This is a genomic window from Enterobacter sp. R-1.6.2 (assembly GCF_035064085.1).
Taxonomy (GTDB): Bacteria; Pseudomonadota; Gammaproteobacteria; order Enterobacterales; family Enterobacteriaceae; genus Enterobacter; species Enterobacter asburiae_B.
Genome location: NZ_JASEYI010000029.1, coordinates 1 through 25,575 on the forward strand (window position 1 = coordinate 1; position 25,575 = coordinate 25,575).

The 25,575-nt window shown below is 55.0% G+C and carries 23 protein-coding genes and 4 pseudogenes; 11 read left to right on the forward strand and 16 right to left on the reverse strand.

Annotation, left to right across the window (positions count from 1 at the left end; all coding sequences use genetic code 11):
- A pseudogene (locus QMN93_RS22330) lies at nucleotides 1–545 on the reverse strand (IS5-like element ISKpn26 family transposase); the annotation flags it as partial.
- 25 nt (nucleotides 546–570) lie between these two features.
- Here QMN93_RS22330 and QMN93_RS22335 point away from each other — a divergent pair.
- The 3 genes and pseudogenes from QMN93_RS22335 (at nucleotide 571) to QMN93_RS22345 (ending at nucleotide 4,007) form a co-directional block, all read left to right on the forward strand.
- Entirely contained in the window at nucleotides 571–1,611 is a 1,041-nt protein-coding gene (locus QMN93_RS22335; RefSeq protein ID WP_323630732.1) for an acyltransferase, read from the forward strand.
- A gap of 708 nt (nucleotides 1,612–2,319) precedes the next feature.
- Nucleotides 2,320–2,739, forward strand: coding sequence for a translesion error-prone DNA polymerase V autoproteolytic subunit (locus tag QMN93_RS22340; protein WP_182383424.1), 420 nt, complete (start codon nucleotides 2,320–2,322; stop codon nucleotides 2,737–2,739).
- Between the two features lie 2 nt (nucleotides 2,740–2,741).
- A pseudogene (locus tag QMN93_RS22345) lies at nucleotides 2,742–4,007 on the forward strand (Y-family DNA polymerase).
- A 13-nt stretch (nucleotides 4,008–4,020) separates the two neighbouring features.
- Here QMN93_RS22345 and QMN93_RS22350 read toward each other — a convergent pair.
- The 9 genes and pseudogenes from QMN93_RS22350 to QMN93_RS22390 all read right to left on the reverse strand — a co-directional run bounded on the left by QMN93_RS22350 (nucleotide 4,021) and on the right by QMN93_RS22390 (nucleotide 11,916).
- On the reverse strand, nucleotides 4,021–4,353 hold the full coding sequence (locus tag QMN93_RS22350; protein WP_182383425.1) for a hypothetical protein: 333 nt from the start codon (nucleotides 4,351–4,353) through the stop codon (nucleotides 4,021–4,023).
- On the reverse strand, nucleotides 4,350–4,733 hold the full coding sequence (locus tag QMN93_RS22355) for a hypothetical protein (protein ID WP_193139136.1): 384 nt from the start codon (nucleotides 4,731–4,733) through the stop codon (nucleotides 4,350–4,352). The genes QMN93_RS22350 and QMN93_RS22355 overlap by 4 nt, the downstream gene beginning before the upstream one ends.
- A 34-nt stretch (nucleotides 4,734–4,767) precedes the next feature.
- Nucleotides 4,768–5,456 (reverse strand): annotated as a pseudogene (locus tag QMN93_RS22360) (SOS response-associated peptidase family protein).
- A gap of 346 nt (nucleotides 5,457–5,802) precedes the next feature.
- A complete protein-coding gene (locus tag QMN93_RS22365) occupies nucleotides 5,803–5,985 on the reverse strand; it encodes a hypothetical protein (RefSeq protein ID WP_014883604.1) in 183 nt (60 codons plus the stop codon).
- Nucleotides 5,986–6,130: 145 nt separating this feature from the next.
- Complete coding sequence (gene fnr, locus QMN93_RS22370) at nucleotides 6,131–6,883, reverse strand: fumarate/nitrate reduction transcriptional regulator Fnr (RefSeq protein WP_006174991.1); 753 nt, start codon at nucleotides 6,881–6,883, stop codon at nucleotides 6,131–6,133.
- Nucleotides 6,884–7,066: 183 nt separating this feature from the next.
- Nucleotides 7,067–7,582, reverse strand: coding sequence for a methylated-DNA--[protein]-cysteine S-methyltransferase (gene ogt, locus QMN93_RS22375; protein ID WP_047647947.1), 516 nt, complete (start codon nucleotides 7,580–7,582; stop codon nucleotides 7,067–7,069).
- A gap of 10 nt (nucleotides 7,583–7,592) precedes the next feature.
- Nucleotides 7,593–9,119 carry a p-aminobenzoyl-glutamate transporter gene (abgT, locus tag QMN93_RS22380; RefSeq protein ID WP_029740288.1) on the reverse strand — a complete coding sequence of 509 codons (1,527 nt, stop codon included), beginning with the start codon at nucleotides 9,117–9,119 and terminating at the stop codon, nucleotides 7,593–7,595.
- A 41-nt stretch (nucleotides 9,120–9,160) separates the two neighbouring features.
- Complete coding sequence (locus tag QMN93_RS22385) at nucleotides 9,161–10,606, reverse strand: M20 family metallopeptidase (RefSeq protein ID WP_193139138.1); 1,446 nt, start codon at nucleotides 10,604–10,606, stop codon at nucleotides 9,161–9,163.
- The gene (locus QMN93_RS22390) at nucleotides 10,606–11,916 is read right to left on the reverse strand and encodes a M20 family metallo-hydrolase (RefSeq protein ID WP_094935360.1); all 1,311 of its coding nucleotides are present in this window, start codon (nucleotides 11,914–11,916) and stop codon (nucleotides 10,606–10,608) included. The genes QMN93_RS22385 and QMN93_RS22390 overlap by 1 nt, the downstream gene beginning before the upstream one ends.
- A 175-nt stretch (nucleotides 11,917–12,091) precedes the next feature.
- On the opposite strand from QMN93_RS22390, the gene QMN93_RS22395 reads away from it, so the two are divergent.
- Both QMN93_RS22395 and smrA read left to right on the forward strand, forming a co-directional pair.
- Nucleotides 12,092–13,003: a LysR family transcriptional regulator gene (locus tag QMN93_RS22395; protein WP_048980433.1), complete on the forward strand. Its 912-nt coding sequence runs from the start codon at nucleotides 12,092–12,094 to the stop codon at nucleotides 13,001–13,003.
- A gap of 355 nt (nucleotides 13,004–13,358) precedes the next feature.
- Nucleotides 13,359–13,922, forward strand: a complete 564-nt coding sequence (gene smrA / locus QMN93_RS22400; protein ID WP_047061681.1) for a DNA endonuclease SmrA — start codon at nucleotides 13,359–13,361, stop codon at nucleotides 13,920–13,922.
- 27 nt (nucleotides 13,923–13,949) lie between these two features.
- Here the strand turns inward: smrA and QMN93_RS22405 are convergent, their stop codons facing one another.
- A complete protein-coding gene (locus QMN93_RS22405) occupies nucleotides 13,950–15,611 on the reverse strand; it encodes a methyl-accepting chemotaxis protein (RefSeq protein ID WP_039262714.1) in 1,662 nt (553 codons plus the stop codon).
- Nucleotides 15,612–15,755: 144 nt separating this feature from the next.
- Between QMN93_RS22405 and QMN93_RS22410 the strand changes: the two genes are divergently transcribed.
- Nucleotides 15,756–16,622: an aldo/keto reductase family oxidoreductase gene (locus tag QMN93_RS22410; RefSeq protein ID WP_048976938.1), complete on the forward strand. Its 867-nt coding sequence runs from the start codon at nucleotides 15,756–15,758 to the stop codon at nucleotides 16,620–16,622.
- Between the two features lie 45 nt (nucleotides 16,623–16,667).
- On the opposite strand, the gene QMN93_RS22415 is transcribed toward QMN93_RS22410, so the two are convergent.
- Nucleotides 16,668–16,868: a hypothetical protein gene (locus QMN93_RS22415; protein WP_023311485.1), complete on the reverse strand. Its 201-nt coding sequence runs from the start codon at nucleotides 16,866–16,868 to the stop codon at nucleotides 16,668–16,670.
- Between the two features lie 287 nt (nucleotides 16,869–17,155).
- Here QMN93_RS22415 and umuD point away from each other — a divergent pair, with 287 nt between their 5' ends.
- Both umuD and umuC read left to right on the forward strand, forming a co-directional pair.
- Nucleotides 17,156–17,590: a translesion error-prone DNA polymerase V autoproteolytic subunit gene (gene umuD / locus QMN93_RS22420; RefSeq protein ID WP_039262711.1), complete on the forward strand. Its 435-nt coding sequence runs from the start codon at nucleotides 17,156–17,158 to the stop codon at nucleotides 17,588–17,590.
- Nucleotides 17,574–18,836 (forward strand): translesion error-prone DNA polymerase V subunit UmuC, encoded by a 1,263-nt coding sequence (gene umuC / locus QMN93_RS22425; RefSeq protein WP_193139140.1) that lies wholly within the window; start codon nucleotides 17,574–17,576, stop codon nucleotides 18,834–18,836. The genes umuD and umuC overlap by 17 nt, the downstream gene beginning before the upstream one ends.
- Nucleotides 18,837–18,848: 12 nt before the next feature.
- On the opposite strand, the gene QMN93_RS22430 is transcribed toward umuC, so the two are convergent.
- Together QMN93_RS22430 and QMN93_RS22435 are read right to left on the reverse strand one after the other, a co-directional pair.
- A complete protein-coding gene (locus QMN93_RS22430) occupies nucleotides 18,849–19,118 on the reverse strand; it encodes a hypothetical protein (RefSeq protein ID WP_193139142.1) in 270 nt (89 codons plus the stop codon).
- Nucleotides 19,119–19,199: 81 nt separating this feature from the next.
- The gene (locus QMN93_RS22435) at nucleotides 19,200–20,087 is read right to left on the reverse strand and encodes a LysR family transcriptional regulator (protein WP_193139144.1); all 888 of its coding nucleotides are present in this window, start codon (nucleotides 20,085–20,087) and stop codon (nucleotides 19,200–19,202) included.
- Nucleotides 20,088–20,184: 97 nt separating this feature from the next.
- Between QMN93_RS22435 and QMN93_RS22440 the strand changes: the two genes are divergently transcribed.
- The gene (locus QMN93_RS22440) at nucleotides 20,185–21,240 is read left to right on the forward strand and encodes an SDR family oxidoreductase (protein WP_193139146.1); all 1,056 of its coding nucleotides are present in this window, start codon (nucleotides 20,185–20,187) and stop codon (nucleotides 21,238–21,240) included.
- A 39-nt stretch (nucleotides 21,241–21,279) separates the two neighbouring features.
- Here the strand turns inward: QMN93_RS22440 and QMN93_RS22445 are convergent.
- Nucleotides 21,280–22,260 (reverse strand): annotated as a pseudogene (locus tag QMN93_RS22445) (NAD(P)H-dependent flavin oxidoreductase).
- 132 nt (nucleotides 22,261–22,392) lie between these two features.
- Between QMN93_RS22445 and QMN93_RS22450 the strand changes: the two are divergent.
- A complete protein-coding gene (locus QMN93_RS22450; RefSeq protein WP_064672935.1) occupies nucleotides 22,393–23,277 on the forward strand; it encodes a LysR family transcriptional regulator in 885 nt (294 codons plus the stop codon).
- On the opposite strand, the gene QMN93_RS22455 is transcribed toward QMN93_RS22450, so the two are convergent.
- On the reverse strand, nucleotides 23,249–24,703 hold the full coding sequence (locus QMN93_RS22455) for a PLP-dependent aminotransferase family protein (protein ID WP_193139148.1): 1,455 nt from the start codon (nucleotides 24,701–24,703) through the stop codon (nucleotides 23,249–23,251). The genes QMN93_RS22450 and QMN93_RS22455 overlap by 29 nt on opposite strands.
- A gap of 96 nt (nucleotides 24,704–24,799) precedes the next feature.
- Here QMN93_RS22455 and QMN93_RS22460 point away from each other — a divergent pair, with 96 nt between their 5' ends.
- Nucleotides 24,800–25,567, forward strand: coding sequence for an arylamine N-acetyltransferase (locus QMN93_RS22460; RefSeq protein ID WP_193139150.1), 768 nt, complete (start codon nucleotides 24,800–24,802; stop codon nucleotides 25,565–25,567).
- The last annotated feature ends 8 nt before the right edge of the window (nucleotides 25,568–25,575 follow it).

The window sequence follows — 25,575 nt, forward strand, 5'->3', positions numbered from 1 at the left end:
CCAATGTGGGCCTTCATGCCAAAGTGCCACTGATTGCCTTTCTTGGTCTGATGCATCTCCGGATCGCGTTGCTGCTCTTTGTTCCTGGTAGAGCTGGGTGCCTCAATGATGGTGGCATCCACCAAAGTGCCTTGGGTCATCATGACGCCTGCTTCGGCCAGCCAGCGATTGATGGTCTTGAACAATTGACGGGCCAGTTGATGCTGCTCGAGCAGGTGGCGGAAATTCATGATGGTGGTGCGATCCGGCAGGGCGCTATCCAGGGATAATCGGGCAAACAGGCGCATGGAGGCGATTTCGTACAGGGCATCTTCCATGGCACCGTCGCTCAGGTTGTACCAATGCTGCATGCAGTGAATACGCAGCATGGTCTCCAGCGGATAGGGCCGTCGGCCATTGCCCGCCTTGGGATAAAACGGCTCGATGACAGCGGTCATATTCTGCCATGGCAGAATCTGCTCCATGCGGGAGAGGAAAATCTCTTTTCGGGTCTGACGGCGCTTAGTGCTGAATTCACTATCGGCGAAGGTGAGTTGATGGCTCATGATGTCCCTCTGGGATGCGCTCCGGATGAATATGATGATCTCATATCAGGAACTTGTTCGCACCTTCCTTAGGCTTGTCCTTGCTTTAACAGTTATGTTTTTCCATATTGGTGGTTTAACTGGCAATGAACTTCTTAAACTTGCCCCAGGCGATCTGGCTGTAAAGTGCTTCTTCGTCATAAGTGGTTACTTAATAAGCAAAAGCTACCTAAAAAATAACAATCTATATGACTACTCAAAGTCTCGATTTCTAAGGATATATCCTCTTTACTTTGTTTGTGTCACATCTTGCTTTTTCATTGGTATGTTCTTATATTCCGATGGAATAGTGGCATATCTCCAAGATGGAGCTGCAAAATATATTGTGGCAAACCTCGCATTCCTTAACTTCATACAACCAGACCTGCCTGGGCTTTTCGTCGATAACCTCAAAAATAGTGCTGTCAACGGATCATTATGGACCATTAAAATAGAAGTTATGTTCTATATATCCGTGCCAATAATTTATGGAATTATTGCGAAATTTTTTGGCAAAAAAATAACTGTTGCCATTATTGCATTGCTGTCCCTCATATCAGCAATTGCCATTGAGATCATCGTGGATAAGTATGGGTTGAGCGAGTCTTTAAAAAATCAACTGCCATCCCTTATGATATTCTTCATGGCTGGTGCAGCATTGAACTTTTTCACACCATCATTCTTAAATGTTAAATATCTGCCATTGCTTTTGGTTGCGCTATATTTCTGCGATAGTCATATCTTAGGTAAGATTATCTATCCTTTTGTTGTTGCAGCATTCGTTTATATAATCGCATTCAAGACAAAACCTGTATCAATTCATGATAGAATTGGCGATTTGTCCTATGGGGTATATATTTTCCATTATCCTGTTATTCAGTTTATGTATCATTTTGGAATGTATAAGAACTTCTATATAGGATTCGTTTCAACTATTGTTACCGTTTTAGTACTGGCATATGCGAGCTGGCATTTAATGGAGAAAAGGCTTACATCTCATAATAAAAAAGAAAAAACCATTCCGAACTCTGTTTCTGACGCAGTTTAACGTTTAAATAGGCTATTCCCCCCCAACATTTTTATAGGGGGGATGCCTCTCCTTTCTTGTCATAGCCTCGTAAGTGTAGTCCTTCCTTTCTGTTATCCAAATATCCGTTGCTACCAATGGGTTATATCTTTCGTGCAATTAAAGTGCTGGCCTATTCGTGTTGCCGTATTGATCTATTATTTATTTAAAATCACTGTATTTATAGACCGTGTTTGTGAGGTGGTGAGATGCAGGCAACAGCCCAGCGATTCAGACTTGATGAACTTTGTGGTGTAAACGGCAGATCTTGCCTTGTGGAGACTGCTGGCGGCTATGCCATCTTTCAGACCGACCAGGTTCTTGCAGATTGGGGGGGCGCGTTTTGTTATTCGCATTCGGACGCCTTCAGTTTGCTGTAGTTATGGGTGGTTAGCTTATAACTGAAGATGGAGAGTGTTTAGAAGGCGAGGCGCTTGATGATGTTCGCCTGGTTGGAGTGGTTACGCATACCATCCGCCCTGTTTCTTCAGACGAAAACCCCTTCATGTAGTATTCAAAATGAGCAATCAACGCTCTTTCTTTCGAAATTTACAAATACCAAAATACCAATAGCGTTGAAGGTTTAGAAGCGAAGCGGCCAGGAAGTAGCCACACATAAACAAGCGGCCATCTTGATCAGTACCTCAATTAAAACCACTGTATATAAAAACAGCATTCGAGGTGTGCATCATGGAGTTCTTCAGACCAGCAGAGTTATGCGAAATTATTGCTATCCCGCTGTTCAGCGATTTAGTGCAATGCGGGTTCCCGAGCCCGGCCGCTGATTACGTTGAGCAGCGTATCGATCTCAATGAGTTGCTCGTCTCCCACCCCAGCTCGACGTATTTCGTTAAAGCTGCCGGAGACTCGATGATTGAGGCCGGGATCAGCGACGGCGATCTGCTGGTGGTGGATAGCTCCCGGACTGCTGAGCACGGTGACATTGTCATAGCTGCGGTAGAAGGGGAATTCACTGTCAAACGCCTGCAGCTGCGCCCGACCGTCCAGCTCATTCCAATGAACAGTGCTTACTCACCGATCATTGTCGGTAGCGAGGACACGCTCGATGTGTTCGGTGTCGTGACTTTCATCGTTAAATCGGCGAGCTAAATATGTTTGCGCTCTGTGATGTGAATTCGTTCTACGCATCATGCGAGACGGTGTTCAGGCCGGACCTGAGAGGTCGGCCGGTTGTCGTTCTCTCAAATAACGATGGCTGTGTAATCGCACGCAGCGCCGAGGTCAAGGCCGCTGGAATTACCATGGGGGAGCCATTCTTCAAGCAAAAGGAGCTTTTCCGTCGCGCTGGCGTTGTTTTCTTCAGCGGCAACTATGAGCTGTATGCTGATATGTCGAACCGGGCAATGACGACGCTTGAGGAAATGAGCCCACGGGTCGAAATTTATAGTATCGACGAAGCTTTTTGCGACCTGACTGGCGTTCGCAACTGCCCGGACCTTACAGAGTTCGGCAAAGAAATCCGTGCTACTGTTCTGAAGCGTACGCATCTGACTGTTAGGGTTGGGATAGCCCAGACAAAGACACTGGTCAAGCTCGCAAACCACGCCGCCAAGAAATGGCAGCGCCAGACCGGCGGCGTGGTTGATTTGTCCAATATCGATCGGCAGCGTCGGTTGTTGGCTATTGTGCCTGTAGAGGTCGCGTGGGGCGTCGGCAGGCGCATCAGCAAGAAGCTGAACACTATGGGCATTAAAACTGCCCTGGACCTTTCTGAGCAGAGTACGTGGATTATTCGAAAACACTTCAGTGTTGTGCTGGAGCGTACTGTTCGGGAGCTGCGCGGTGAGCCATGCCTTGATTTGGAAGAGTTTGCACCAGCAAAGTAGGAAATTGTCTGCAGCCGTTCTTTCGGAGTACGGGTCACAGAGTACGAGCAGATGCAACAGGCTATCTGCAGCTATGCCGCACGCGGTGCTGAAAAGCTACGTGGTGAACATCAGTATTGCCGCTTTATTTTTGCATTCGTGAAAACTTCTCCCTTTGCGCTTAACGAGCCGTATTACGGAAATAGTGCATCCATGAAGCTTCACACTCCCACTCAGGACTCCCGCGACATTATCAACGCCGCGGTAAAGTGCCTGGACAAAATCTGGAAGGGTGGTCATCGGTACCAGAAAGCAGGGATTATGCTGGGTGATTTCTTCAGTCAGGGGGGCCAGCTCAATCAGTTCGATGAGAACGCGCTGCGGGCCGGAAGCGATAAGTTGATGGAAGTGCTCGATCATCTGAACGCGAAAGATGGCAAAGGCACGCTCTACTTTGCAGGGCAAGGCATTCAGCAGCAGTGGCAGATGAAGCGAGAAATGCTCTCGCCTCGGTACACTACTAGATATGAGGATTTGTTAATGATGAGATAAATCGATTCTTCAGTTACTGCGTTTTTACTTGATTTAAGCGAGTCTCAATTAAATCCTCAGGCTTAAAAACATAAACCCCCTTTGTTTTATTCGTGTCCTTAGATTTTAATGCAATTATGTTGTCACCATAATTTTTAATTAATTCGTATCTTTCGTTTTTGAAAGTGAATTCATGAAAATTATGTGTTGTTCGTGCTACAAAAGTTCCCATTCCGCTCGTAATTGCAAAGAATAAAAAAGAAAACCAAAAAATAAATGCAAATGCATTATCGATTCTTGAAAAAATAGAAGTGGTCTTTTGCTCGTCGTTGGTTTTGTTTTGTTTCAGGGGTTCTGTAGCACTCATTGTGACACTGAAAGAAAGAGAGAAGCCACGGTGATGATTAGAAAGGTGACTAATTCAAATCCGGCATTTAAGAAGAAGATTAAATTAAAAATAATCCAAATGGGTGATAATGTTAAAATTGAGGTTATATGTTTGTTTTTAAGATTTTTTTTACTAGCGATTAATACTGGAAATGATGATGCCATATATAAAGTCATAAGGAATGCAGCAAACAGAAATACAGTATAGATAATGCTTGCAGGGGTAACAGTTATCAACTCGGTAGGTATTCCAAAAAATAAACAGAATCCTCTTTCATAAGCATACGCTCCCGTGTAACAAAGCGCAGTACCTAGCGCAACTATAAGTGTTTCATTTTTGATAGGGGTTTTAATATCCATTTAATCAACTCCAGAATATAATAGCTGTTACATATTATTCCTTTTTTGTCCGTTCAACCATTGTTGGCCCCTGATTTTTTGAGTTTCCAACGGCTCGTGTAACAGCATGCCAGACAAACTTGTCAGCCGACACGACACCGTCGGCTGCTATCTCTTCAGCTTCTTCCCGCCTATATCCTGACGCATCCACTCCCGGGCCGCTTCAGGCGACAGAACCAGTGGCCGTCGGTCATGAATATCGGCCAGACATTTGGCAGCGGATGACGTCACGATGAGAAAAACCTCCGCTTCATCGCTGCGCTCAAATGGTGTGCTGCCGATCGCTGCCATAAATATTGGCTGGCCGTCGGCACGGTGAATGAAGTAGGGCTGTTTCTTGTCGCCTTTCTTCTTCCATTTGAACCATCCATCTGCAAAGCCGATCGCCTGGCCATGCTGCCACAAAGGTTTAAACATTCGACTGGTGGCCGCAGTTTCGACGCGCGCGTTAATCAGTGGCCGTTTATCCCACCACCCGGGCGCGTAGCCCCAGAATACCGGATCGAGGTGCTGCTGCTCATCGCGTTCGCTTAACAGCAAAACTTTGGTGCCGGGCGCCACGTTGTATCGGCCAATAGGTTCCGGGTCATAGGTAATGTCACGATCGGCTTCGTCGGTCAGGTAAGCCAGATATTCTTCACGGGTTTGGGCTTGTGCAAAACATCTACACGTAGAAACCTCCAGTCAGTCAGACTGAACATATAGGGCATATAGGGCATATAGGGCATATAGGGCATATAGGGCAGGGCGAAAAAGTAGCGCGCGTTGGTTAAGTCTTACAAACGGATTCGTGGTGATTATGGTGATGGCAAAGGTAGGCGTAAAGCTGCGAGTTAAAAAACTGGACGGAGCTACGCAAAAGATGAGGAATTTGGGGGCGGTTTGCTATTGGGGGCTAATATGGGGGCGACAAATTAACCGATATACTCCTATATTATCCTAATGTTATTGGAAGTATGTCATTGATATTCATCTGAGTTATTGAGCGTGCGAAAATTATGATTTCCACTCAATAATTCATGAAAATTTATCAGAGGAAAAGTACCGTCGTCGTCACCGCGATAAACGCAATAAACAGCAGCACCATCACCGCTATCGCAAAGGTCGTGGAGTCCTGGACGTAGGTTTTTTCTTCCCCCTTCATCGGACCGACAAGCATGATCCAGATGAAGATAAAGGTCACAGAGGCAATCACGACTGAAACGAAAAACAAACTTTCTCTCAATTCATAACCTCAACGAGAACCTTTCGGGCGCTGTGTGGGGACGTGCTACGGTGAAAATATCTTGAAACGGAAGTGATTACACCAGACCAATAAATCACAAGAATTTATGGTCTGGTCATCAACATGCGGAGAGTTACGCCACGTTGCGGGCGTGCCCGGCAAGAACGGCAAGCGCTTCACCGTTTTCGATAGTGATGTATTTACCTTTAACGGCCAGCATCCCGCTTTTCTGGAAACGGCCCAGCAGACGGCTGATGGTTTCCACGGTCAGGCCCAGGTAGTTGCCGATATCGCCACGCGTCATCGTCAGACGGAATTCACGCGGCGAGAAGCCACGCTCGGCGAAGCGGCGGGAGAGGTTGTAGATAAACGCGGCCAGGCGCTCTTCTGCGTTCTTTTTAGAAAGCAGCAGAATCATGTCCTGATCGCCTTTGATCTCACCGCTCATCAGACGCATCATCTGCTGACGCAGGTTAGGCATCTTACCGGACAGATCGTCCAGGGTTTCAAACGGGATTTCGCAAACCATTGAGGTTTCGAGTGCCTGAGCAAAGCTCGGGTGATGGCCCGTGCCGATGGCATCAAAGCCCACCAGGTCGCCCGCCAGGTGGAAGCCGGTGATCTGCTCATCACCCTGTTCGGTGATGGTGTAGCTCTTGATGGTGCCAGAACGGATAGCATAGAGCGATTTCAGTTCGTCTCCCGCTTTAAACAGCGTCTGCCCTTTCTGAATAGGCTTTTTGCGCTCGATGATATTATCAAGCTGATCGAGTTCATGCTCATTCAGGGTAAACGGGATACAGAGCTGGCTGATGCTGCAATCCTGGCAATGGATAGCACAACCGCCAGACTGAATGCGTCGTATAATTCGCTTTTCCGGGATCATAGGTTTGCTCAAGCCTTAATTGATATTGGTCAATTTTAACATCTTTTTGGTAAGTACGTAAGCCTGACAAACCCTCAATAAGGACAAGAGACGGCAACGTGTCGCCATCTTCTTGAAATTCCACAGCTTGATTATGGATTTTTAGCCTAACCGGTAGAAAATTAAGCACAAAAAGCCTGGGAGCTAGAGCAGGAGATACCCTTCGTGACGCAGCAACCACTCTTTTCGCTGCACGCCGCCGGCATAGCCTGTCATGGTGCCGTTGCGGCCAATGACGCGATGGCACGGCACCACGATGCTGACCGGGTTAGAGCCGTTGGCGGCACCCACCGCGCGTGCGGCGCCTGCACGGCCTAGCTGTTCCGCGAGCTGGCCGTAATGCATGACCTGCCCGCAGGGAATGGACCGCAGCGCCTGCCACACTTCGCGCTGAAAAGGCGTACCTGCCGTGGCGGTTGGCAGAGTATCAATGATGCTGAGATCGCCTTCGAAGTAGGCGGCAAGCTTGTCGCTCAGCCCGCCCGGGTTGGTGGCGCGGATACGTTCATACCCCTGCGCGCGGTAGTGAACATGGAGCAGTTCTTCCATCCGGTCGCTGTGCTCTTCCCATTCGACGGCGCGCAGGCAGAACTGCTCGTCCGCGATCACCCACAGCGGCCCGAGCGGCGTCGCAATCTTATCTTCGAGTAATCTCAGCATCCTCATTCCTTTAGTTCAGCCTCGGGTAAATCCCCGGCCCAATCGGCAGGCCGACAAGATACCATGCCACCAGCATCACCAGCCATACCCCTAAAAAGATAAGCGGGTAGGGTAAAACCAGCGAATAGTAGGTACCCAGTTTGGCCTCGGGTTTATAGCGCTGCAGGAAGCCTAAAAACAGCGGAACAAACGGCGAAACCGGCGCCAGCGGTATCACCGAGGAGTCCGCGATGCGGAACAGGATCTGGGCAAACGCAGGATGAAAACCCAGCATCATAAACATCGGCACGAAGATCGGGGCCAGAATCGACCAGATGGCGGAGCCGCTGGCGATAAACATGCACAGCAGGGATGACAGCAGCGCCAGGCCGACAAACGCCGGAACGCCGCTTAATCCGGCCGCCTCCAGCGCGTCGGTCAGGCCCACGGCCATAAACTTGCCCATGTTGCTCCAGTTAAACATCGCCACAAACTGCGCCAGCGGGAACACCATCACGATAAAGCCCGCCATCTCCTTCATCGGCTCGATCATCAGCTGCGGCAGATCGCCCTGACGGCGGATCTTACCGGTCGCGATACCGTAGGCGAGCGAAACGACAAAGAAGAAGAGGATAATCAGCGGCACGATGCCCTGAATAAACGGCGACGGCAGGACGGTATGCTTAACCGGATCGCGCAATATGCCGTTTTCCGGCACCACCATCAGCGCCACCAGCGCGATAAAGGCCAGCGAGACAACGCCCGCCACGCGCAGGCCGAAGCGCTGCTCTTTGCTCAGGGTTTCCAGCTTTTCATCGCTACGGCCTTCCCATTTACCCAGCCGCGGCTCGATGATTTTATCGGTAATCAGCCCGCCGACAATCGTCAGGACAATCACTGAGCTTGCCATAAAGTACCAGTTGTCGATCACGCTGACGTGCATTGCCGCATCAATGGTCTTCGCCGCCTCCGTGCTGATGCCAGAGAGCAGCACGTCGGTGGTGACGATCAGCAGGTTAGCGGTAAATCCGCAGCCCACGCCCGCAATCGCCGACAGCAGGCCTGCCACGGGATGACGCCCGACGGCGAGGAAAATCAGCGCCCCCATCGGCGGCATGATCACCAGTGCGGCGTCGGAGGAGATATGGCTGAAGAAGGCGATAAACAGCACCATATAGCTCGCGTAACGCGCGCTGACGTGAGAAGCCATCTTCACCATTAATGCGGGCAGCAAGCCCACGCGTTCAGCCAGCCCGGCGCCCAAAACCAGCGCCAGAATGGCGCCCAGCGGGGCGAAGCCGCTGAAGTTTTTGATGACGTTGGGTAAAAACCAGTGCAGCCCGTCAACGCTGAGCAGGTTTTTCACCGCCACCAGGCTGCCGTCGGCCGGGCTGCGCACGCTCACGTCAAAGGCGGAGAGCACGGCGGTGGCGACCATTAAAATCACAATCAGATAGATAAACAGCAGGAAAGGGTGCGGCACTTTATTGCCGATCCTTTCAACCCAGCCATAGAGCTTACCGGATGGGGAATGCGAAGGTATGGATGACATACTCATGGGCGTTCCTCGGGAGTGTTGTGTTGTTGTGTTGTGTTTTTTTATTTTAAAGGTGACGGTGTCACGCCCTGTGGGATCGGACACACGTACGGTTTTTCTTGTATTTGTTGTTCGAACTCTTCACGGCATTTTTTCAGCAGCGCCGCGTCCTGCAGCAGATTGAGTGCGGTCGCCCCCATCACTTTTCCGGCCAGCAGCATGCCTTTGTGGGCAATGGAGGTACGGCCCTGCGCCACCAGTTGCCAGGTGTGCAGCGGCGTGCCGACGGTAAAGCAGGGGCTGAAGCACTGGGCGACCGGCATTTTCCAGCTGACGTCGCCCACGTCGGTTGAACCCGCCAGCACGTTGTCGGTGATGGCATAGGGCGCGACTTCATCCACCAGCAGCGTCTCCTGATGACGCCGGGCAAAGGCTTTACCCGCGTCACCGCCCGTCGCGGCAATATTTTTCAGGCTGTTTTGCAGATCGTTGGGCGTCAGGGTGGCGCGGATCTCGCGGGCGAAGGCGCGTTCTTCCTCCGTCCAGAGCGGCGTGCCGTAGTGCTGCAACGCGCGATACATCGCCGCTTCAAGCGTGCGGTTCGGCAGGTAGCTGGAGCAGGCTTTATCAAAGCGGCACTCGACGGTGGTTTCAGTCATCATCGCCGCGCCCTGGGCGATTTTCTCGATGCGTTCGTAGATCTGCTGCGCATCGGCCATCTCCGGGGCGCGGATCAGGTACAGCACCTCCGCCTGCGCCTGCACCACGTTGGGCGAAATCCCGCCGGTGTCGGTGATGGCGTAATGGACGCGCGCTTTCTCAATGATGTGTTCGTTGAGGAAGTTGGTGCCGGTGGTCATCAGCGTCACGGCGTCGAGCGCGCTGCGTCCCAGATGGGGGGAGTTGGCCGCGTGTGCCGCCACGCCGTGAAAACGCCAGGCGGCCTGAATATTCGCCAGCGTGCTGACGTTAAACATCCCGGCGAAGGCTTCCGGGTGCCAGGTGACGGCGGCATCAACGTCATCAAACAGGCCTTCGCGCACCATAAAGGTTTTCCCGGAGCCACCTTCCTCGCCGGGACAGCCATAAAAACGCACCGTTCCGCTGCCGCCGTGCTGCTCCAGCCAGCTTTTCACCGCCACCGCGCCCGCAAGCGCTGCGGTGCCTAAGAGGTTATGCCCGCAGCCGTGGCCGTTGGCTCCCGGCGTGGCGGATTGCGCCGTCGCGCAGTGCGCCTGCTGGCTTAGCCCGGCCAGCGCGTCGTATTCGCCCAGCAGGGCGATGACCGGTTTCCCGCTGCCGAAGCTGGCGATAAAGGCATTTGGAATACCGCCGGCCTCGCGCGTCAGCGTGAAGCCCTCGGCCTCAAGCTCGCTGGCCAGCCGCTCGGCGGACCAGAACTCTTCAAAGCGGGTTTCAGGACGATCCCAAATCGCATCGGCAATATCGGTTAACGTCCGACATCGCGTGTCGATCGCATCGGCAATAAAAGCGTAGTACTCCTGCATTACACACCTCGCGTCCACGGGAAATTGAGCGCAGTTCGCGCCAGCGTTTCAATGGCAATCGCCATGACCTGCTCATCGAAGTCGAATTTTTCGTTGTGATGTCCGGCGCTCAAATCCGTGCCGAACACCATATAGGACGCCATGCCGCCGTTCTCCTGCACGCGGGCCATCATCAGCGTGGCGTCTTCGGAACCCGCTGGCGCTTTCACCTTGTCGATGGCGTGAATAACCCCGGAAACCTGGCTCGCCTGTTCGCGCAGGTAATCAACCCACGCCGGTGTCGGCGCGCTGGACGTCGCGGCACCCATCAGGCGCATCTCAGCGCGCACGCCGTAGAGCGCCGCTGCGCCGGTAATGACCGCCTGCGCGCGCTCAAAGACGTACTGATTAATCGCTTCGCTTTCACCGCGGGTTTCAACCTTTATCAGAGCATTCGCGGGCACAACGTTGCGTCCGCTGCCCGCCTGCATCACCCCGACGTTCACCCGGGAGGCGCCGTCGCTGTGCGGGGCGATGCTGTGCAGGGCGAGGGCTGCCTGCGCGGCGGCGAGCAGGGCGTTACGTCCGTCCTCCGGCTTACCGCCCGCGTGTGCGGCAACGCCGGTAAAGTTCACGTCGAACTTGGTGGTCGCCATAAAGTTATCGCTGCCGCAAATCACCGTTCCGGCTGGCACGCCGGTACCGATATGGATGGCCGTGAAATAGTCCACGTCATCCAGCGCCCCGGCGGCAACCATGGCGCGCGCCCCGCGGGTGCCTTCTTCGGCTGGCTGGAAGATCAGCTTGATGGTGCCGTTGAGCTGTGCGTCATTTTGCTTAAGCACCTGCGCCAGCCCCAGACCAATAGCGGTGTGGCCGTCGTGCGCGCAGGCGTGCATCATGCCCGCGTTGCAGGAGGCAAACCCGTCGCGGAACGGGCGATGGCTTTCATCCAGCGCTTCGCTTAAGTCAAGGGCATCCATGTCGACGCGAAACGCAAGGGTCGGTCCAGGGCGGCCGGTATTGAGGGTCGCCACAATGCCGGTAAACCCGCCTTCAAACGGCGCCAGCCATTTCTCAGGCGCGCCCTGCGCCCGCGCGCGGGCAAACTCTTGCGCCAGGGTAGCGGCATCGGGTAGCCCCATCCGGCTTTCGGCATCGACGACGTCGCGGCCCATCGCCAGTTCGTAACCCAGCGAGTCGAGGATTTCCGCGACTTTCGCGGCCGTTCGAAACTCTACCCAGCCGGATTCCGCAAAATGGTGAAAATCGCGACGCCATGCGCTCAGCTGCGGGGATAGTGTCTGGATGTACTGCGCCAGTGTGTCCATATCTGTTCCTGTCATCATTAAAATATGTGAACTGCTTCACGCTGTGATAGTTTTTACTTATCACTAACCGATTTTTCACAGTTTTAACCGTTCAGGAATTACCCTCGCACATCCCTTTCCATTAAAGTAGATGACAGTTTCTTTACTCTGATAAACAACGGTTATCGGTCGGGCTATGACATTCCAGATTAAATTTCATCAAATCCGGGCGTTTGTTGAGGTAGCGCGTCAGGGCAGCATTCGCGGTGCCAGCAGGACGCTGAATCTTTCCCAGCCGGCGCTGACCAAATCCATCAAAGAGCTGGAGGAGGGCATGGCGGCGCAGCTTTTCGTGCGCAGGAGTAAAGGCGTCGCGTTGACCGAATGCGGTGAGGGCTTTTACCAGCGCGCCAGGTTGATTCTGGAAGAGCTGCGCGCGGCGCAGGATGACATCCGTCAGCGGCAGGGGGAGCTGGCCGGGCAGATCAACATCGGGATGGGGGCCAGCGTTTCACGCACGCTGATGCCCGCCGTTATCACCCGCTTTCATGCGCAGCATCCGCAGGTCAAGGTGCGGATTATGGAAGGGCAGCTGGTGTCGATGATCAATGAATTACGCCAGGGCGAACTGGACTTCACCATCAACACCTATTATCAGGGGCCTTACGACCAGGAATTTACGTTTGAAAAGCTCTTCGAAAAACCGTTTGCGGTATTTTGTCGGGAGGGGCATCCGGCAATGGGGGCAACATCAATTAATGAACTCCTGCATTATAACTGGACAATGCCGACGCCGCGGGGAAGTTATTATAAGCAATTAGAGGAGGTATTTAGCGATCGTTCGCAAATACCGCGAATTGGTGTGGTTTGCGAAACATTTTCTTCCTGTATTAGCCTGGTCGCGCAAAGTGATTTTTTAAGCATATTGCCGCAGGAGCTAGGCTGTGACCCGCTGCTGGCGCACCGTCTGGTCATGCTGCCGGTTGTCGAATCGCTTCCTAAAGCAACCTATTATTTAATTCAGCGCCGTGATTCACGTCAGACGCCCCTTGCTGAGTCATTAATTACGCAGTTCAGAAGGGAAGCGAGAAAAATAATCGTCGCGTGAAATGCAGATTAAAAAAAACAGGATCTGCCCGACATCAGACGGACCCTATAGTACACACAGCAGTGCGTCCTTTCGCCAATCCTGGGTATTATTTCCATGAGGCAGGTATATTTAGGTATAACACCTTTTCTGAAAAATGAAAGGCGGGCGAGTGATTGATTTCACGAAATTTTAACATAAATCACGTATTTTACCTTTGCTGAAATTTTAGTTAAGTATGATTTAAATCTATTTAATAATTACTATATATATTCATCAGGTTAATATTATTGCCGCGCATTGCCCCGTAACGGTGATTGAGGCCGGTCTCTGGCGCAGGTATAGTACAGTCCTCAGATGTAGCCGGAGGATGTCCATGAACCCTGACGACAAATCATTTTTTCTTGACGCCATGGAAGATGTCCAGCCCCTGAAGCGCTGCGCGGATATTCACTGGCAGCCCAGCCGCAATACGCGGACGCGCGAGGAGGTGGATAGCGAACAGCTGGATAACTTCCTGACGCTGGATTTTCTTGACATGCTTCCCCTTGAAGAACCGCTGGCGTTCCAGCGCGAAGGGGTACAGCAGGGCGTTATCGATAAGCTGCGCTCGGGAAAATATGCCCGCCAGGCCAGCTTAAACCTCCTGCGCCAGCCCGCCGAACGCTGCCGTCAGATGCTCTATTCTTTTATTCGCCAGGCCGGACGCGACGGGTTACGCAATCTGATCATCATTCACGGGAAAGGGCGCGAGCAGAACTCGCATCCCAACGTGGTGCGCAGCTATCTGGCGCGCTGGTTAACCGAGTTCGAGGAAGTGCAGGCCTTCTGCGTGGCGCTGCCGCATCACGGCGGCAGCGGGGCATGTTATGTTTCACTGCGAAAATCAGATGAGGCAAAACGGGATAACTGGGAGCGGCACGCCAAGCGCAGCCGCTAGCGGGCGATCTCCTCGCCCGCCGGTGACTCAGAACGTTTCCCAGTTGCTGTCGGTGGAGGCGGTTGTCGTTGCCGGACGCAGCAGCTGTGGCGTTTTCAGACTGGCGGGGCGTGGGGCGACCGCTTTTTCTTTGCCGTTCAGACGAAACGCCGCTACCGCCTGGCGCAGCTGCTCGGACTGATCTTCCAGTGCCGCAGCCGCCGTGGCGGACTCCTGCACCAGCGCGGCGTTTTGCTGCGTCACGCTGTCCATCTGCGAAACGGCCAGACTCACCTGCTCAATACCGCGGCTCTGCTCGTCAGAGGCAGATGAAATCTCACCCATGATATCGGTCACGCGGGTGACTGCGGCGACAATTTCCTTCATGGTGGTGCCAGCCTCGCTGACCTGCTCAGAACCGGTATTCACCCGGCTGACGGAGTTCTCGATAAGCCCTTTGATCTCTTTCGCCGCCTGCGCGCTGCGGCTCGCCAGCGTACGGACTTCACCTGCAACAACCGCAAAACCACGGCCCTGTTCCCCGGCGCGTGCCGCTTCCACCGCGGCGTTAAGCGCCAGAATGTTGGTCTGGAACGCGATGCTGTCGATCACGCCGGTAATATGCGCAATTTGCTGCGAACTGTCGGCGATTTCGTTCATGGTGCGAACCACGTTATCCACGACGTGACCGCCGCGCGCGGCCGTTTCAGAGGCGTTTTTCGCCAGCAGCGTGGCCTGACGGGCGTTATCGGAGTTCTGCTTAACCGTCGCGGTCAGCTCTTCCATGCTGGCGGCGGTCTCTTCGAGCGAGGCGGCCTGCTGCTCGGTGCGGGCGGAAAGATCGTTGCTTCCTGCGGCAATTTCGCCTGCGCCGGTGTAGATGGAATCCGTACTTCCCCGTACGGCGCTGACGGTGGTCACCAGCGACTGCTGCATCTCATGCAGGCCCGCGGCCAGCTGACCCATCTCATTGCGACCGGAGATAGCGATCTCCTGCGTCAGGTCACCCCCTGCAATGGCGCGAATATGGTTCATAATGGAGTGGAGGGGTTTTAACAGCAGGTGTTGTAAACCCTGCCAGATGACCACCAGAACCGCGATAACGGCCAGCAGAATAGCCGCCAGCGTCCACTGCATCTGCGTGAAGCTGCTCTGGTTCTCTTCGGTTGCGGCCTTCAGCAGGGTGTTGTTTTCGGCGCGCCAGCGGTTATAGACCGCCTCCATCTCGTCCTGCGCCTGCTGGGCGTCCAGATCGCCATAGGCCTGGTAGTTGTCGGCACGCAGATACTCAATCGATAGGCGCATCACTTCGTGCATCTGGTTCCAGGACTTCTGCATCTCGTCGGTTAATGCTGCCTCCTGGCCGTTAACCTGCGGCAGCTTCTGCCACTCTTTGTTATAGGCTTCGGCTTTTGCCAGCGAGTCGGCTGCGGTGCCAAGCAGTTTATTGATCGCCGCAAGGGAAGCCGGATCGCGCTGGTTTTTCAGGTAGCGGATCGCCACGCGGGTGACGGTGACGCGTGTTTTCACCAGCGTGTTCACGCTGTCGCTCAGGCTTTCCTGCTGGGCATTGAGCACGCCGGAATTCTGGAAGTTATGGCGATCGTTGCTGACGGCAGAGTAGAACAACCCTCCCGTGACAACTTGCAGCAGACAGAATATGGTGAGGGCAAAGATAATACCGGTAATCACGTGCAAATTTTTCAGCATAGCGGTCGTCCGTTAGAAAGGATGCAGAGGTACACCAATACTATCGTCGTATAGAATTTAAACTTTAATTTAACTCGCGCTTAACTAAGGGCTCCGGTGAGGAACCTGTTGTAAATCCGGATCATTTTTATGAGGAAGGTTAACATGAGCAGCATTGATAAAAGCGGGACGTACGCGCTCGGGACGCGGACGGTAAAACGACTGGGCTACGGTGCGATGCAGCTCGCCGGGCCGGGCGTCTTTGGTCCACCGAAGGATAAGCAGGCCGCGCTGGACGTGCTGCGCGAAGCGGTGGCGGCGGGGGTGAACCACATTGATACCAGTGATTTTTATGGTCCTCATGTCACTAACCAGCTGATCCGCGAGGCGCTTCACCCTTATCGGGACGATCTGACGCTCGTCACCAAGATTGGCGCCCGTCGCAACGACAAAGGTGCCTGGCTGCCGGCCTTTTCCGCGCAGGAACTGACTCAGGCGGTGCATGACAACCTGCGTAATCTGCAGCTGGACGTGCTGGACGTGGTGAATCTCAGGATCATGTTTAGCGCGCACGGGCCGGCGGAAGGGTCAATTGCTGAACCGCTCTCCACCCTGGCCGAATTACAGCAGCAGGGTCTGGTGCGTCATATTGGCCTGAGCAACGTCACGGCCACCCAGGTTGCGGAAGCCCAGAAAATGGTCCCGGTGGTGTGCGTGCAGAACATGTACAACATTGTTAACCGGGGTGACGACGCGCTGGTGGATCTGCTGGCGCAGCAGGGGATCGCGTATGTGCCGTTCTTCCCATTGGGAGGCTTTACGCCACTGCAATCTTCCGGGCTGAAGGCCGTCGCGGATTCACTGGGCGCAACGCCAATGCAGGTTGCGCTGGCATGGCTGCTGCAGCGTTCCCCGAATATTCTGCTGATCCCTGGCACCTCTTCCGTGGCGCATCTGCGGCAAAACCTCGCGGCGGGGGAGCTGCGTTTGCCGCCTGAAGCACTGGAAACGCTGAATTCGCTGAGGGATTAAAGGTGACACGCGCAAAGCCTGGAGGGTGCTTCCGGCTTTGCGCGCTTAGGCTCCTGTCTGACTTTTCTGCCTGTGCAGCGCTAACGCTTCCGCCACAATCTCCTGCTTGCTCTTACGCGTCTCAAAGGCGGTGGTTCTGATGTACTCCATCAGATCGGGATCGATGCGGGCGCTCAACATCCTGAGATCGGCCTCCTTTGCCAGACCGCGTGCAACACGCTTGTCTGGATAGTCACGGGCTGGCATTGAAAATATTCTCCAGTAAGTCTTGTTAATTCGTTCGGTAAAATATGCTTTTATCTGACTTAAAAGTCAATGTGTAGTTATTGAATAGTGATGTTATTTTTTATAAGTCATAATCTAGATGACTTTTATATGACTTGTGCTGTCAGGCCTGTTAACGGCGAGCAACGTTGCTAAATTAAAACCGCTCAAACTTCAACGCGTTTGGGTTCGCCTTTGGAAATGACCTTGATCCTTGTCCATAATCCGTAATACTGTATTTATATACAGTATCTGGCGAGAAAGGCATTATGGACACTCTCTTTTCTTATCACCCAAAACAAGCCATTGAATTACCTTTGTTTTTAGAACGCGTGGCCTGTGGTTTTCCCAGCCCGGCGCAGGATTATGTGGAGGATCGTCTCGATCTTAACCGGCTGGCAGTCAGACACCCCAGTGCGACCTATTTTATCAAGGTGAGTGGAGACTCCATGATTGGGGCGGGGATCGGCGACGGCGATCTGCTGGTGGTCGATCGTTCGTTAAATGCCGAACACGGGGATATCGTCGTGGCGTCGGTCGCCGGTGAGTTTACGGTGAAAGAGCTACAGACCCGTCCGGTTCTGAGACTTCTGCCGCATAATGCTCGCTATCAGCCGATTACCTTTCAGTCCGAAGAGGAGCTGCAGATCTTCGGCGTCGTCACCCACACCCTCAAAACGCATAAACATGTTCGCGCTGGTTGATGTGAATAGCTTTTACGCCTCCTGCGAGCGGGTATTCCGCCCCGATCTGCAGGGGAAACCCATCGTGGTGGTGTCCAATAACGACGGCTGCATCATTTCGCTGTCGCGGGAGGCAAAGCAGTTCGGCATAAAAATGGGTGAGCCGTATTTTAAATTCAAAGAAAAGCTATATCCGTCAAAAGTTTACGTCTTTAGCTCGAACTATGCGCTGTATGCCGATCTCAGCAGTCGGGTCATGCAGACGCTGACCGATCTCGCCCCGGCAATCGAGATTTACTCCATCGATGAGGCGTTCGTGAACGTTTCAGGGGTCAGCCACTGCCTGTCGCTGGAAGCGTTCGGTCACCAGATGCGCACAGAGGTCTTTAAAAATACGGGCCTAACCGTTGGCGTCGGTATTGCCCCGACCAAAACCCTTGCAAAGCTGGCCAACTATGCGGCGAAACGCTGGGCCAGCACGGGCGGCGTGGTCGATCTCTCAGGCCGCGAGCGGCAGCGTAAGCTGCTGGAAAAGGTTCCGGTAGAGGAGGTGTGGGGAGTAGGGCGGCGCATCACGAAAAAGCTCAACGCTATGGGCATCACTACGGCGCTGGAGCTGGCGGAAGCGTCATCGTGGGTCATCCGCAAACATTTCAACGTGGTACTGGAGCGGACGGCCCGCGAGCTGCGCGGTGAGCCCTGTCTTGATCTGGAGGAGTTCACCCCCACCAAGCAGCAAATCATCTGTAGCCGTTCGTTTGGACACCGTATTACCCAATATGAAGAGATGCACCAGGCCATTTGCGCCTACGCGGAACGCGCTGCGGAAAAACTGCGCGGCGAGCATCAATACTGTCGTTTTATCAGCGTGTTTGTGCGCACCAGCCCGCACGCGGATAACGAAATTTATTACGGCAATCAGGCTTCCGTCACCCTGATGACGCCTACCAATGACTCACGGGATATCATCCGCGCCGCCACGGAGGCGCTGGGGCGTATATGGCTCGACGGCTATCGCTATATGAAAGCCGGGGTCATGCTGGCGGACTTTTTCAGCAGCGGCGTCGCCCAGCTTAATTTGTTTGACGATAATCGCCTGCGCGCCAACAGCGCGGCGCTGATGGAGATGATGGACAGCCTGAATCATTCCGGCAAAGGGAAGATATGGTTTGCCGGGCAGGGTATTGAGAAATCCTGGGCGATGAAGCGTGAGATGCTGTCACCGGCCTATACGACGCGGTACGCCGATTTGCCGGTGGCGAAGTAGAAGATGGTTGCGTTATTTCTTTTGCGTCAACCAGGTTGCCGCAGCCGTCAGCACGCCAATCCACGGCATTTGGCCCGCTCCGGCCAGGAAGTTATGGCGATCGATCTCGTTATTTTTACGGATATCGGCAAGGCGGGTAAGCGCCTCTTTTTCATCCGCGGCGCCAATCTCCTCAAACTGTTTTTCAAACCCCTGAGCGATGAGCTGAGCGGCCGCATCGGTGTTTGCGCTCTCAATCGCAATGAGATTCGGGCCTTTTTGGAAAAAACGGTACTCCGGCATAAGTGCTCCAGAAAGAGGGATACGGTAAAAACACTCTATTCCTTGCGGTTAAAAAATGCACGTGATTTACGGCGGAAACAATCAGTTTTTCTTGAGTATTTCAGGCAGTAATTGCTCAATCACGCTGACGACCTTTCTGACGCGCTGCGGAATAAAGCGGGCGTCAGGGTAGACGGCATAGAGGAAGCGATCGGGTAACCGCCAGTCGGGCAGCACCGGTACCAGCGTGCCCGCCTGCAGCGCCCTGGCCACGAGCGGTCGCTGCATGCCGCCGATACCGATGCCTGACTCCAGCGCCAGCAGCAGCGCGTCGCTGGTGTTGGCACGGAAAACGGTATTCACGTTGACCTCGACCGTTTCCTCGTCGGAAATCAGGCGCAGAGGGGCATCCAGCGGAATACCGCTGAACCGTACGTGTGGCAGCGTGGTCAGCTCGCTGACGGCGTGTACCGCCTGAAAACCGGGAGCGGCAAATAGCGCGGCTTCAATACGCGCCAGCACGCGAGCCGCGTGCGCCTGCGGAGGCTCACTGCCCAGCCGTATCGCGACATCCACGCCCTCCGTCACCAGATCGGCAAGGCGGTCATCCAGGGAAATCATCAGCTGCAGTTCGGGATGCAGGTGCTGCAGCGCCAGCAGATGCGGCAAAAAAATCTGCCCCAGGCCGCTCGGCAACTGGACATGGACGCGTCCCTGAACGCGATGGTCGGCAGGATGTAAACGCCTTTCCGCTTCCCCCATGGCGTCCAGCACAAGCTGCATATCACGCCGGTAACGTTCACCCTGTTCGGTCAGCTTCATCGTACGCGTCGTACGGTGCAGCAGCACCACGCCAAGCTCATCCTCAAGTGCCGCGATCTGTTGACTGACGGCGGACTGCTTAATCCCGGTCTGACGGGCGGCCGCCGAAAACGAGCCCGCTTCAGCGACGCGTAGAAAGGTAGAAATGGCGGTGAGCTTGTTATTCATTTAATGATTCTGCTTATAAGTGCCATCGGTTTCAGGGGATATCTCCAGAAAAAATAATAGATCACACTGCGTCTGTCACCCTTTGCGGAGAAACACCATGAATAAGATGCAGCAACACAACGTCGCCCTGGTCGCGGGGGCCAGCGGCATTGTCGGCAGACAGCTGGTCAACACGCTCCTGCACCATCAGTGGGAAGTGATTGGCCTCAGTCGCCGCGAGGTAACCCATCCGGACGGCATTTCCATGGTGAACGTCGATTTACTGGATGCGCAGGACACCGCAAGGGCGCTGCACGCCCTGAACGGTGTTACCCACATCTTTTACAGCGCCTGGGCGAACGCGGCGAACTGGACGGACATGGTTGAGCCGAACGTCACCATGCTGCGCAATCTGGTCAGCACCCTCGAAAAAACGGCACCTTTGCAGACGGTAAGCCTGATGCAGGGATACAAAGTCTATGGTGCGCATCTGGGGCCGTTTAAAACCCCGGCGCGGGAAAGCGATCCCGGCGTGCCGGGTGCCGAATTTAACGCCGCGCAGCTCGCGTGGCTCAGCCAGTTTCAGCGGGGGAAAGGCTGGCACTGGAATGCCATCAGGCCGGGCGTGGTGGGGAGCCCGGTACCGGGCAATGCCATGAACCTTGCGCTGAGCATCGCCCTGTACGCCTCCCTGTGCAGGGCGCTGGGGTTACCGCTGCGTTTCCCCGGTTCGGAACAGGCCTGGCACAGCATCGTCGACCATACCGACGCCGGGCTGCTGGCAGAGGCCACGCTGTGGGCCGCCGCGTCACCTGCGGCACAGAATCAGGCCTTCAACGTGAACAATGGCGATATCTGGCGCTGGAGCGAGCTGTGGCCGCGCATCGCACGCTGGTTTGAACTGGACCCTGCGCCGCCGGTGAGGCTGTCATTTCATCAGCTGTTTAACGACTATCGCGGCGTATGGCGCGAGCTTGCCGGGGAGCGGCTGGCGGAAGCGGATATTTTACAGCTGAGCGACGGGCATTTTGCCGATTTTGTCTTTGGCTGGAATTACGACATGTTTGGTGACGGGAGCAAGCTGCGCAGGGCGGGCTTCACGCAAATGCAGGCGACCGATGAGATGTTTTTCAGCCTGTTCGCGCAGCTGAGAGCCGCGCGGATTATTCCCTGATGAGCCGGGCGTCCTGGGGCAGGCCAGGACGCCGGGTGCTTACTCAACCGTTAACGCATTCACAACCTCGGCCACGCTTTTCACGCTGCGGATGTTCCCAATCCCCGTGCCGAGCGCGATATAGCCTTCATCGGTATTATCTTCAAGCATGCCCAGGCGCAGGCCCCGTAATCCTCCCATCGCCTTGCCCAGCGCGTCGTTGCTTGCGCCTGCTTTATCCATCGCCGCCAGTTTTTCCGCCAGCTTGCCGGGAAGAGCGCGGTAGTAATGGGGCACGGTGCGAAAAAGCAGCAAATCGAGGCCGTTGGCGGCAACGATTTTCTCTTTGACCCCCTGCGGCACGCGGCTTTCTTCCGTGCTGATAAAGACCGACCCGGCAAACACGCCTTCCGCGCCCAATGCATGGGCCGCTGTGGCGGTGCGATTGTCGGTAATGCCGCCCGCGGCCATCACCGGAATGTGCTTCACGGCATCGGCAATCAGCGGCACGATGGAAAAGGTGCCAAGCACCGTTGCGGGTAACGTCCCGCCCTCATCAAAACCGGTGGCGACGATAATGTCAGCCCCCATTTCTTCTGCGAGGCGGGTGTTCTCAGGCGTTGGGTTGATATCGCGGTAGATAATGGCGATACCCGCCTCTTTTAACTCGCGGAACAGCGCGGGAATAATGCTGCCTTCCCCATAGCCCGTATACACCACGGCCCTGACGCCTTCGTCTTTCACCACCTGAAGAATAGGCCCTGTCCATACGTCATTAACGGCCGTGGGGATCAGGTTCACGCCAAAGGGTTTCTCGGTCAACCGTTTGGTTTTACGAATTTCTTCGCGCATTTTTTCGGCGGTTTCTTACGGCGTGGAGACCGCGGTGTCGGCGGTTAAACCGGCATTGGGCCCCAGCACGCCGAGCCCTCCGGCATTGCTGACCGCAGCAACTAAACGGGCATCCGTGAGCCAGGATAACGGCCCCTGAATAACAGGTTTTTCGATGCCCAGGATCTGACAAATACGGTTATTTTTCATAGCAGACTCTCCCTTACGTTTGAATGGGGAAGAGTGTAGGGCGCAGGATTGTTAGGAAAAATAGCCAAAAATATTCATCACTGTTATAAAATTAATAATAATATTATCCTGCTCGCGGCAAAAGCATACCTTATGCAAATAAACCTCTTTGAATCTATTCGAATTTTTATTGAAATTGTTGAGTCAGGCAGTCTTAGCCAGGCGGCGGAGAATCTGCAGATCCATCGTCCGGCAGTCACCAAAGCGTTACAGCTTCTGGAGCAGCACAGCGGCACGCGACTACTGCAGCGCACAACGCGTCGGATTAGCCTGACCCCGGATGGGGAAGCGTTTTATCGCCGGAGTAAACCCCTGCTGGCGCAGGCGGACGAATTACTGGAGTCGTTTGGTACGGACCGGGCAATACACGGCCAGCTGCGTGTGGATATGCCGGTCTCTTTTGCCACGCTGCGGGTGATACCTAATCTGCCTGATTTTTATCGTCAGCATCCTGAGATCGACATCATTCTGAGCAGCTCTGACCGCCGTCGGGATATGCTGCGGGATGGCCTGGACTGCGTGCTGCGGGTGGGAGAGCTGGACGACGGCGAGTATATCGCGCGTAAAATCGGGAACATCAAAATCACGACCTGCGCCAGCCCGGCCTGGCTGGCAAAGCACGGTACGCCAGAAACGCCGGATGATTTACGCGAACATCAGGCCATCAACTGGATTAATAACCGCAGCAGACAAATTCATCCGTGGACGTTTACCACGCCAGAAGGCATCGCGGAAATTACCCTGCCCGGTAAGCTTGTCGTGGATAACTCCGAAGCCTACATCGCGGCAGGTCTGGCCGGACTGGGGTTAATGCAGGGGATGAATCTCTTTCTCCAGCCTTACATTGACCGCGGTCTTCTGGTTGAAGTCCTGCCGGACTATCGCTCGCCGGACCGCAAGCTGTCACTGCTCTATCCACACCGCCACCTCTCCCGCAAGGTGCGGGTCTTTACCGAGTGGCTGGAGAGTCTGGTGTGAAAGCGGCCAGCTCGTGACACAGCGCGCCAATCTGTTCTACGGCGTTCAGCAGGCGGGGCGTGGGTTCGTTTGCGCAGTTCAGCCGCAGAAAGTGCGTTAACTCTGCGGCAGGTGAAAACAGGGGGCCAGGGCTGACGCCAATGCCCAGCGCCAGCGCGCGACGGTGCACCTCCAGCGCGTTGACCCGCTGAGGCAGTTCAACCCATAGCAGGAAACCGGCAGCGGGCACGTTAACGCGCGTACCGGACGGAAAGCTCGCCTTGACCTGCGCCACGACGGCGTGAACGCCCTCTGCGATCCGGCGCTTCAGCCGTCGCAGATGGCGATCGTAGTCGCCGCTCGCCAGAACCTCGCTCGTCGCCGCTTCCAGCAGCGGGGCGCCAGCCCATTCTCCGGCCATGCGGGCCTGTAAGACCTGCGGGGTGTAGCGTCCGGCGGCGATCCAGCCGATTCGCCATCCGGGCGCAAGCGTTTTGGACAGGGAACTGCAGTAAATCACATTCCCGCTCTGGTCGAACGCCTTGCAGGCCGGAGGGCGTTGCCCCTCGCCGACCAGGTCACCGTAAACATCGTCCTCAATCAAAGGAATTTCAGCCTCTTCAAGCAGGGCAACCAGTTCCTGCTTGCGCGCGACGGGCATGCTGGCACCCAAAGGGTTTTGCACGGTGGGCGAGGCCAGAACGGCCGCAGGGCGGTGGCAGCGAATGGCGTCCGCCAGCGGTTCCAGCAGCAGGCCTTCCACAGGGTCGGTGGGGATCGCTAACGCCTTCAGGCCTAAATCCTCCAGCAGCAGGAGCGTACCAAAGTAGGCTGGCTGCTCAATCGCCACGACGTCACCCGGCTGGCACACGGCCCGAAGGGCCAGGCGCAGCGCCTGCGTCGCGCCTGCGGTAATAATGAGATCATCCGCGCCGAACCGGGCTCCCCACTGTGCAGAGCGCGCGGCAATCTTGCTTCGCAAATCCCGCCTTCCCGGAGGCAGGCTGTAGCTCTGTCCATGCGCGTCCAGACGACGGCCCGCAGAGTGCAACGCCCGCTGCAGGGCATCTCCCGGCAGCCACGCGGGATCGGGCAGGGCGGCGCCCAGCGGGATCAGCCGGGCTTCTGCACTGCTGAACAGCGACCGGGCCACGGCGGACATTGTGACGGGGACCGGGCCCGGCGTGGAACGCGCGGGCTCCGCGCGCGCAGGCTGGCTGGTCTGGCGGATGTAATAGCCTGAACGCGGGCGCGCAACGATCAGCCCTTCAGCCTCAAGGCAGCGAAGGGCCTCCAGCGCCGTCGGAAGGCTAACGCGCTCGCGTTCGGCCAGTTTGCGCGCGGAGATCATCCTGTCACCGGCGCGCAGCGCGCCGGACGTAATGGTAAGACGCAGCATATCCGCAATACGGCGATAGTGAGGAGCGGACTGGGACGGGGCAGACATGGGTAACTGTTCAGGCTAATTTTCGATAAAACTGACTATACAGCCATTGATGCGCGCCATCTATAGTGTCCGGCATGTTCAGGACAAGGAGGCATTATGCACAGCGATAACTTCAACATTTCCACCTATTTCAAACGCATAAACTACACCGGACCGGCGGGTGCCGATACGGCCACCCTGCATGCGCTGATGCGTCATCAGCTCTTTTCCGTTCCCTTTGAAAATCTGGACGTGCAGGCGGGTAAAATTGTCTCGCTGGCGCCAGACGATATCGCCGATAAGGTGTTAACGCAGGGGCGCGGCGGCTACTGCTATGAGGTAAACGGGCTTTTTGCCATGGCGCTGGCGGCGTTAGGGATCCCTTACCGCTTCGTGGCGGCGCGCCCGATGTTCTACCCCGCGCGGCGGCCGAAAACCCACATGGCGATCGTCGCTGAGGTAGATAGCCGACAGTGGCTTTGCGACCTCGGGTTCGGCAGCTACGGCATTCGTGCGCCGATGGCGCTGGACACGCTTGATGTGGATATCACGCAGGATTTCGACACGTTTCGGCTAAGCCGCGGCGCGGAGGGTGAGTATCTGCTTGAGGCGAAGGTTGAGGGTGAATGGGCCCGGCAGTACGGCTTTGATCTCACCCCTCAGGAATGGATTGACTTCGTTCCGGCCAACTACCTTAACTCCACGCACCCGGATGCCATCTTTGTGCAGAAGCGGGTGGTGGTGCAACACAGCCCGGAGGGACGCCAGATTTTGCTGGGCGATATGCTGAAAACCATCACGGCGAACGGCACTGAAACGCGGAAACTGGCGGAGGATGAAATCCGCCATGTCCTGAAGGACCGTTTTGCGCTGACCGCCGCGTAATCTGCCGG

Bases quoted from the DNA above. Each gene is read 5' to 3' on its own strand.
- QMN93_RS22415 (WP_023311485.1), bottom strand. From the start codon at position 16,868: ATGCCAGCCCGTGACTATCCAGACAAGCGTGTTGCACGCGGTCTGGCA.
- umuD (WP_039262711.1), top strand. From the start codon at position 17,156: ATGGACACTCTCTTTTCTTATCACCCAAAACAAGCCATTGAATTACCT.
- ogt (WP_047647947.1), bottom strand. From the start codon at position 7,582: ATGCTGAGATTACTCGAAGATAAGATTGCGACGCCGCTCGGGCCGCTG.
- QMN93_RS22430 (WP_193139142.1), bottom strand. From the start codon at position 19,118: ATGCCGGAGTACCGTTTTTTCCAAAAAGGCCCGAATCTCATTGCGATT.
- QMN93_RS22350 (WP_182383425.1), bottom strand. From the start codon at position 4,353: ATGAGTGCTACAGAACCCCTGAAACAAAACAAAACCAACGACGAGCAA.
- fnr (WP_006174991.1), bottom strand. From the start codon at position 6,883: ATGATCCCGGAAAAGCGAATTATACGACGCATTCAGTCTGGCGGTTGT.
- QMN93_RS22340 (WP_182383424.1), top strand. From the start codon at position 2,320: ATGGAGTTCTTCAGACCAGCAGAGTTATGCGAAATTATTGCTATCCCG.
- QMN93_RS22335 (WP_323630732.1), top strand. From the start codon at position 571: ATGAATATGATGATCTCATATCAGGAACTTGTTCGCACCTTCCTTAGG.
- QMN93_RS22455 (WP_193139148.1), bottom strand. From the start codon at position 24,703: ATGTCTGCCCCGTCCCAGTCCGCTCCTCACTATCGCCGTATTGCGGAT.
- QMN93_RS22435 (WP_193139144.1), bottom strand. From the start codon at position 20,087: ATGAATAACAAGCTCACCGCCATTTCTACCTTTCTACGCGTCGCTGAA.
- QMN93_RS22405 (WP_039262714.1), bottom strand. From the start codon at position 15,611: ATGCTGAAAAATTTGCACGTGATTACCGGTATTATCTTTGCCCTCACC.
- abgT (WP_029740288.1), bottom strand. From the start codon at position 9,119: ATGAGTATGTCATCCATACCTTCGCATTCCCCATCCGGTAAGCTCTAT.
- QMN93_RS22390 (WP_094935360.1), bottom strand. From the start codon at position 11,916: ATGGACACACTGGCGCAGTACATCCAGACACTATCCCCGCAGCTGAGC.
- umuC (WP_193139140.1), top strand. From the start codon at position 17,574: ATGTTCGCGCTGGTTGATGTGAATAGCTTTTACGCCTCCTGCGAGCGG.
- QMN93_RS22440 (WP_193139146.1), top strand. From the start codon at position 20,185: ATGAATAAGATGCAGCAACACAACGTCGCCCTGGTCGCGGGGGCCAGC.
- QMN93_RS22410 (WP_048976938.1), top strand. From the start codon at position 15,756: ATGAGCAGCATTGATAAAAGCGGGACGTACGCGCTCGGGACGCGGACG.
- QMN93_RS22450 (WP_064672935.1), top strand. From the start codon at position 22,393: ATGCAAATAAACCTCTTTGAATCTATTCGAATTTTTATTGAAATTGTT.
- QMN93_RS22355 (WP_193139136.1), bottom strand. From the start codon at position 4,733: ATGGATATTAAAACCCCTATCAAAAATGAAACACTTATAGTTGCGCTA.
- QMN93_RS22385 (WP_193139138.1), bottom strand. From the start codon at position 10,606: ATGCAGGAGTACTACGCTTTTATTGCCGATGCGATCGACACGCGATGT.
- smrA (WP_047061681.1), top strand. From the start codon at position 13,359: ATGAACCCTGACGACAAATCATTTTTTCTTGACGCCATGGAAGATGTC.
- QMN93_RS22460 (WP_193139150.1), top strand. From the start codon at position 24,800: ATGCACAGCGATAACTTCAACATTTCCACCTATTTCAAACGCATAAAC.
- QMN93_RS22395 (WP_048980433.1), top strand. From the start codon at position 12,092: ATGACATTCCAGATTAAATTTCATCAAATCCGGGCGTTTGTTGAGGTA.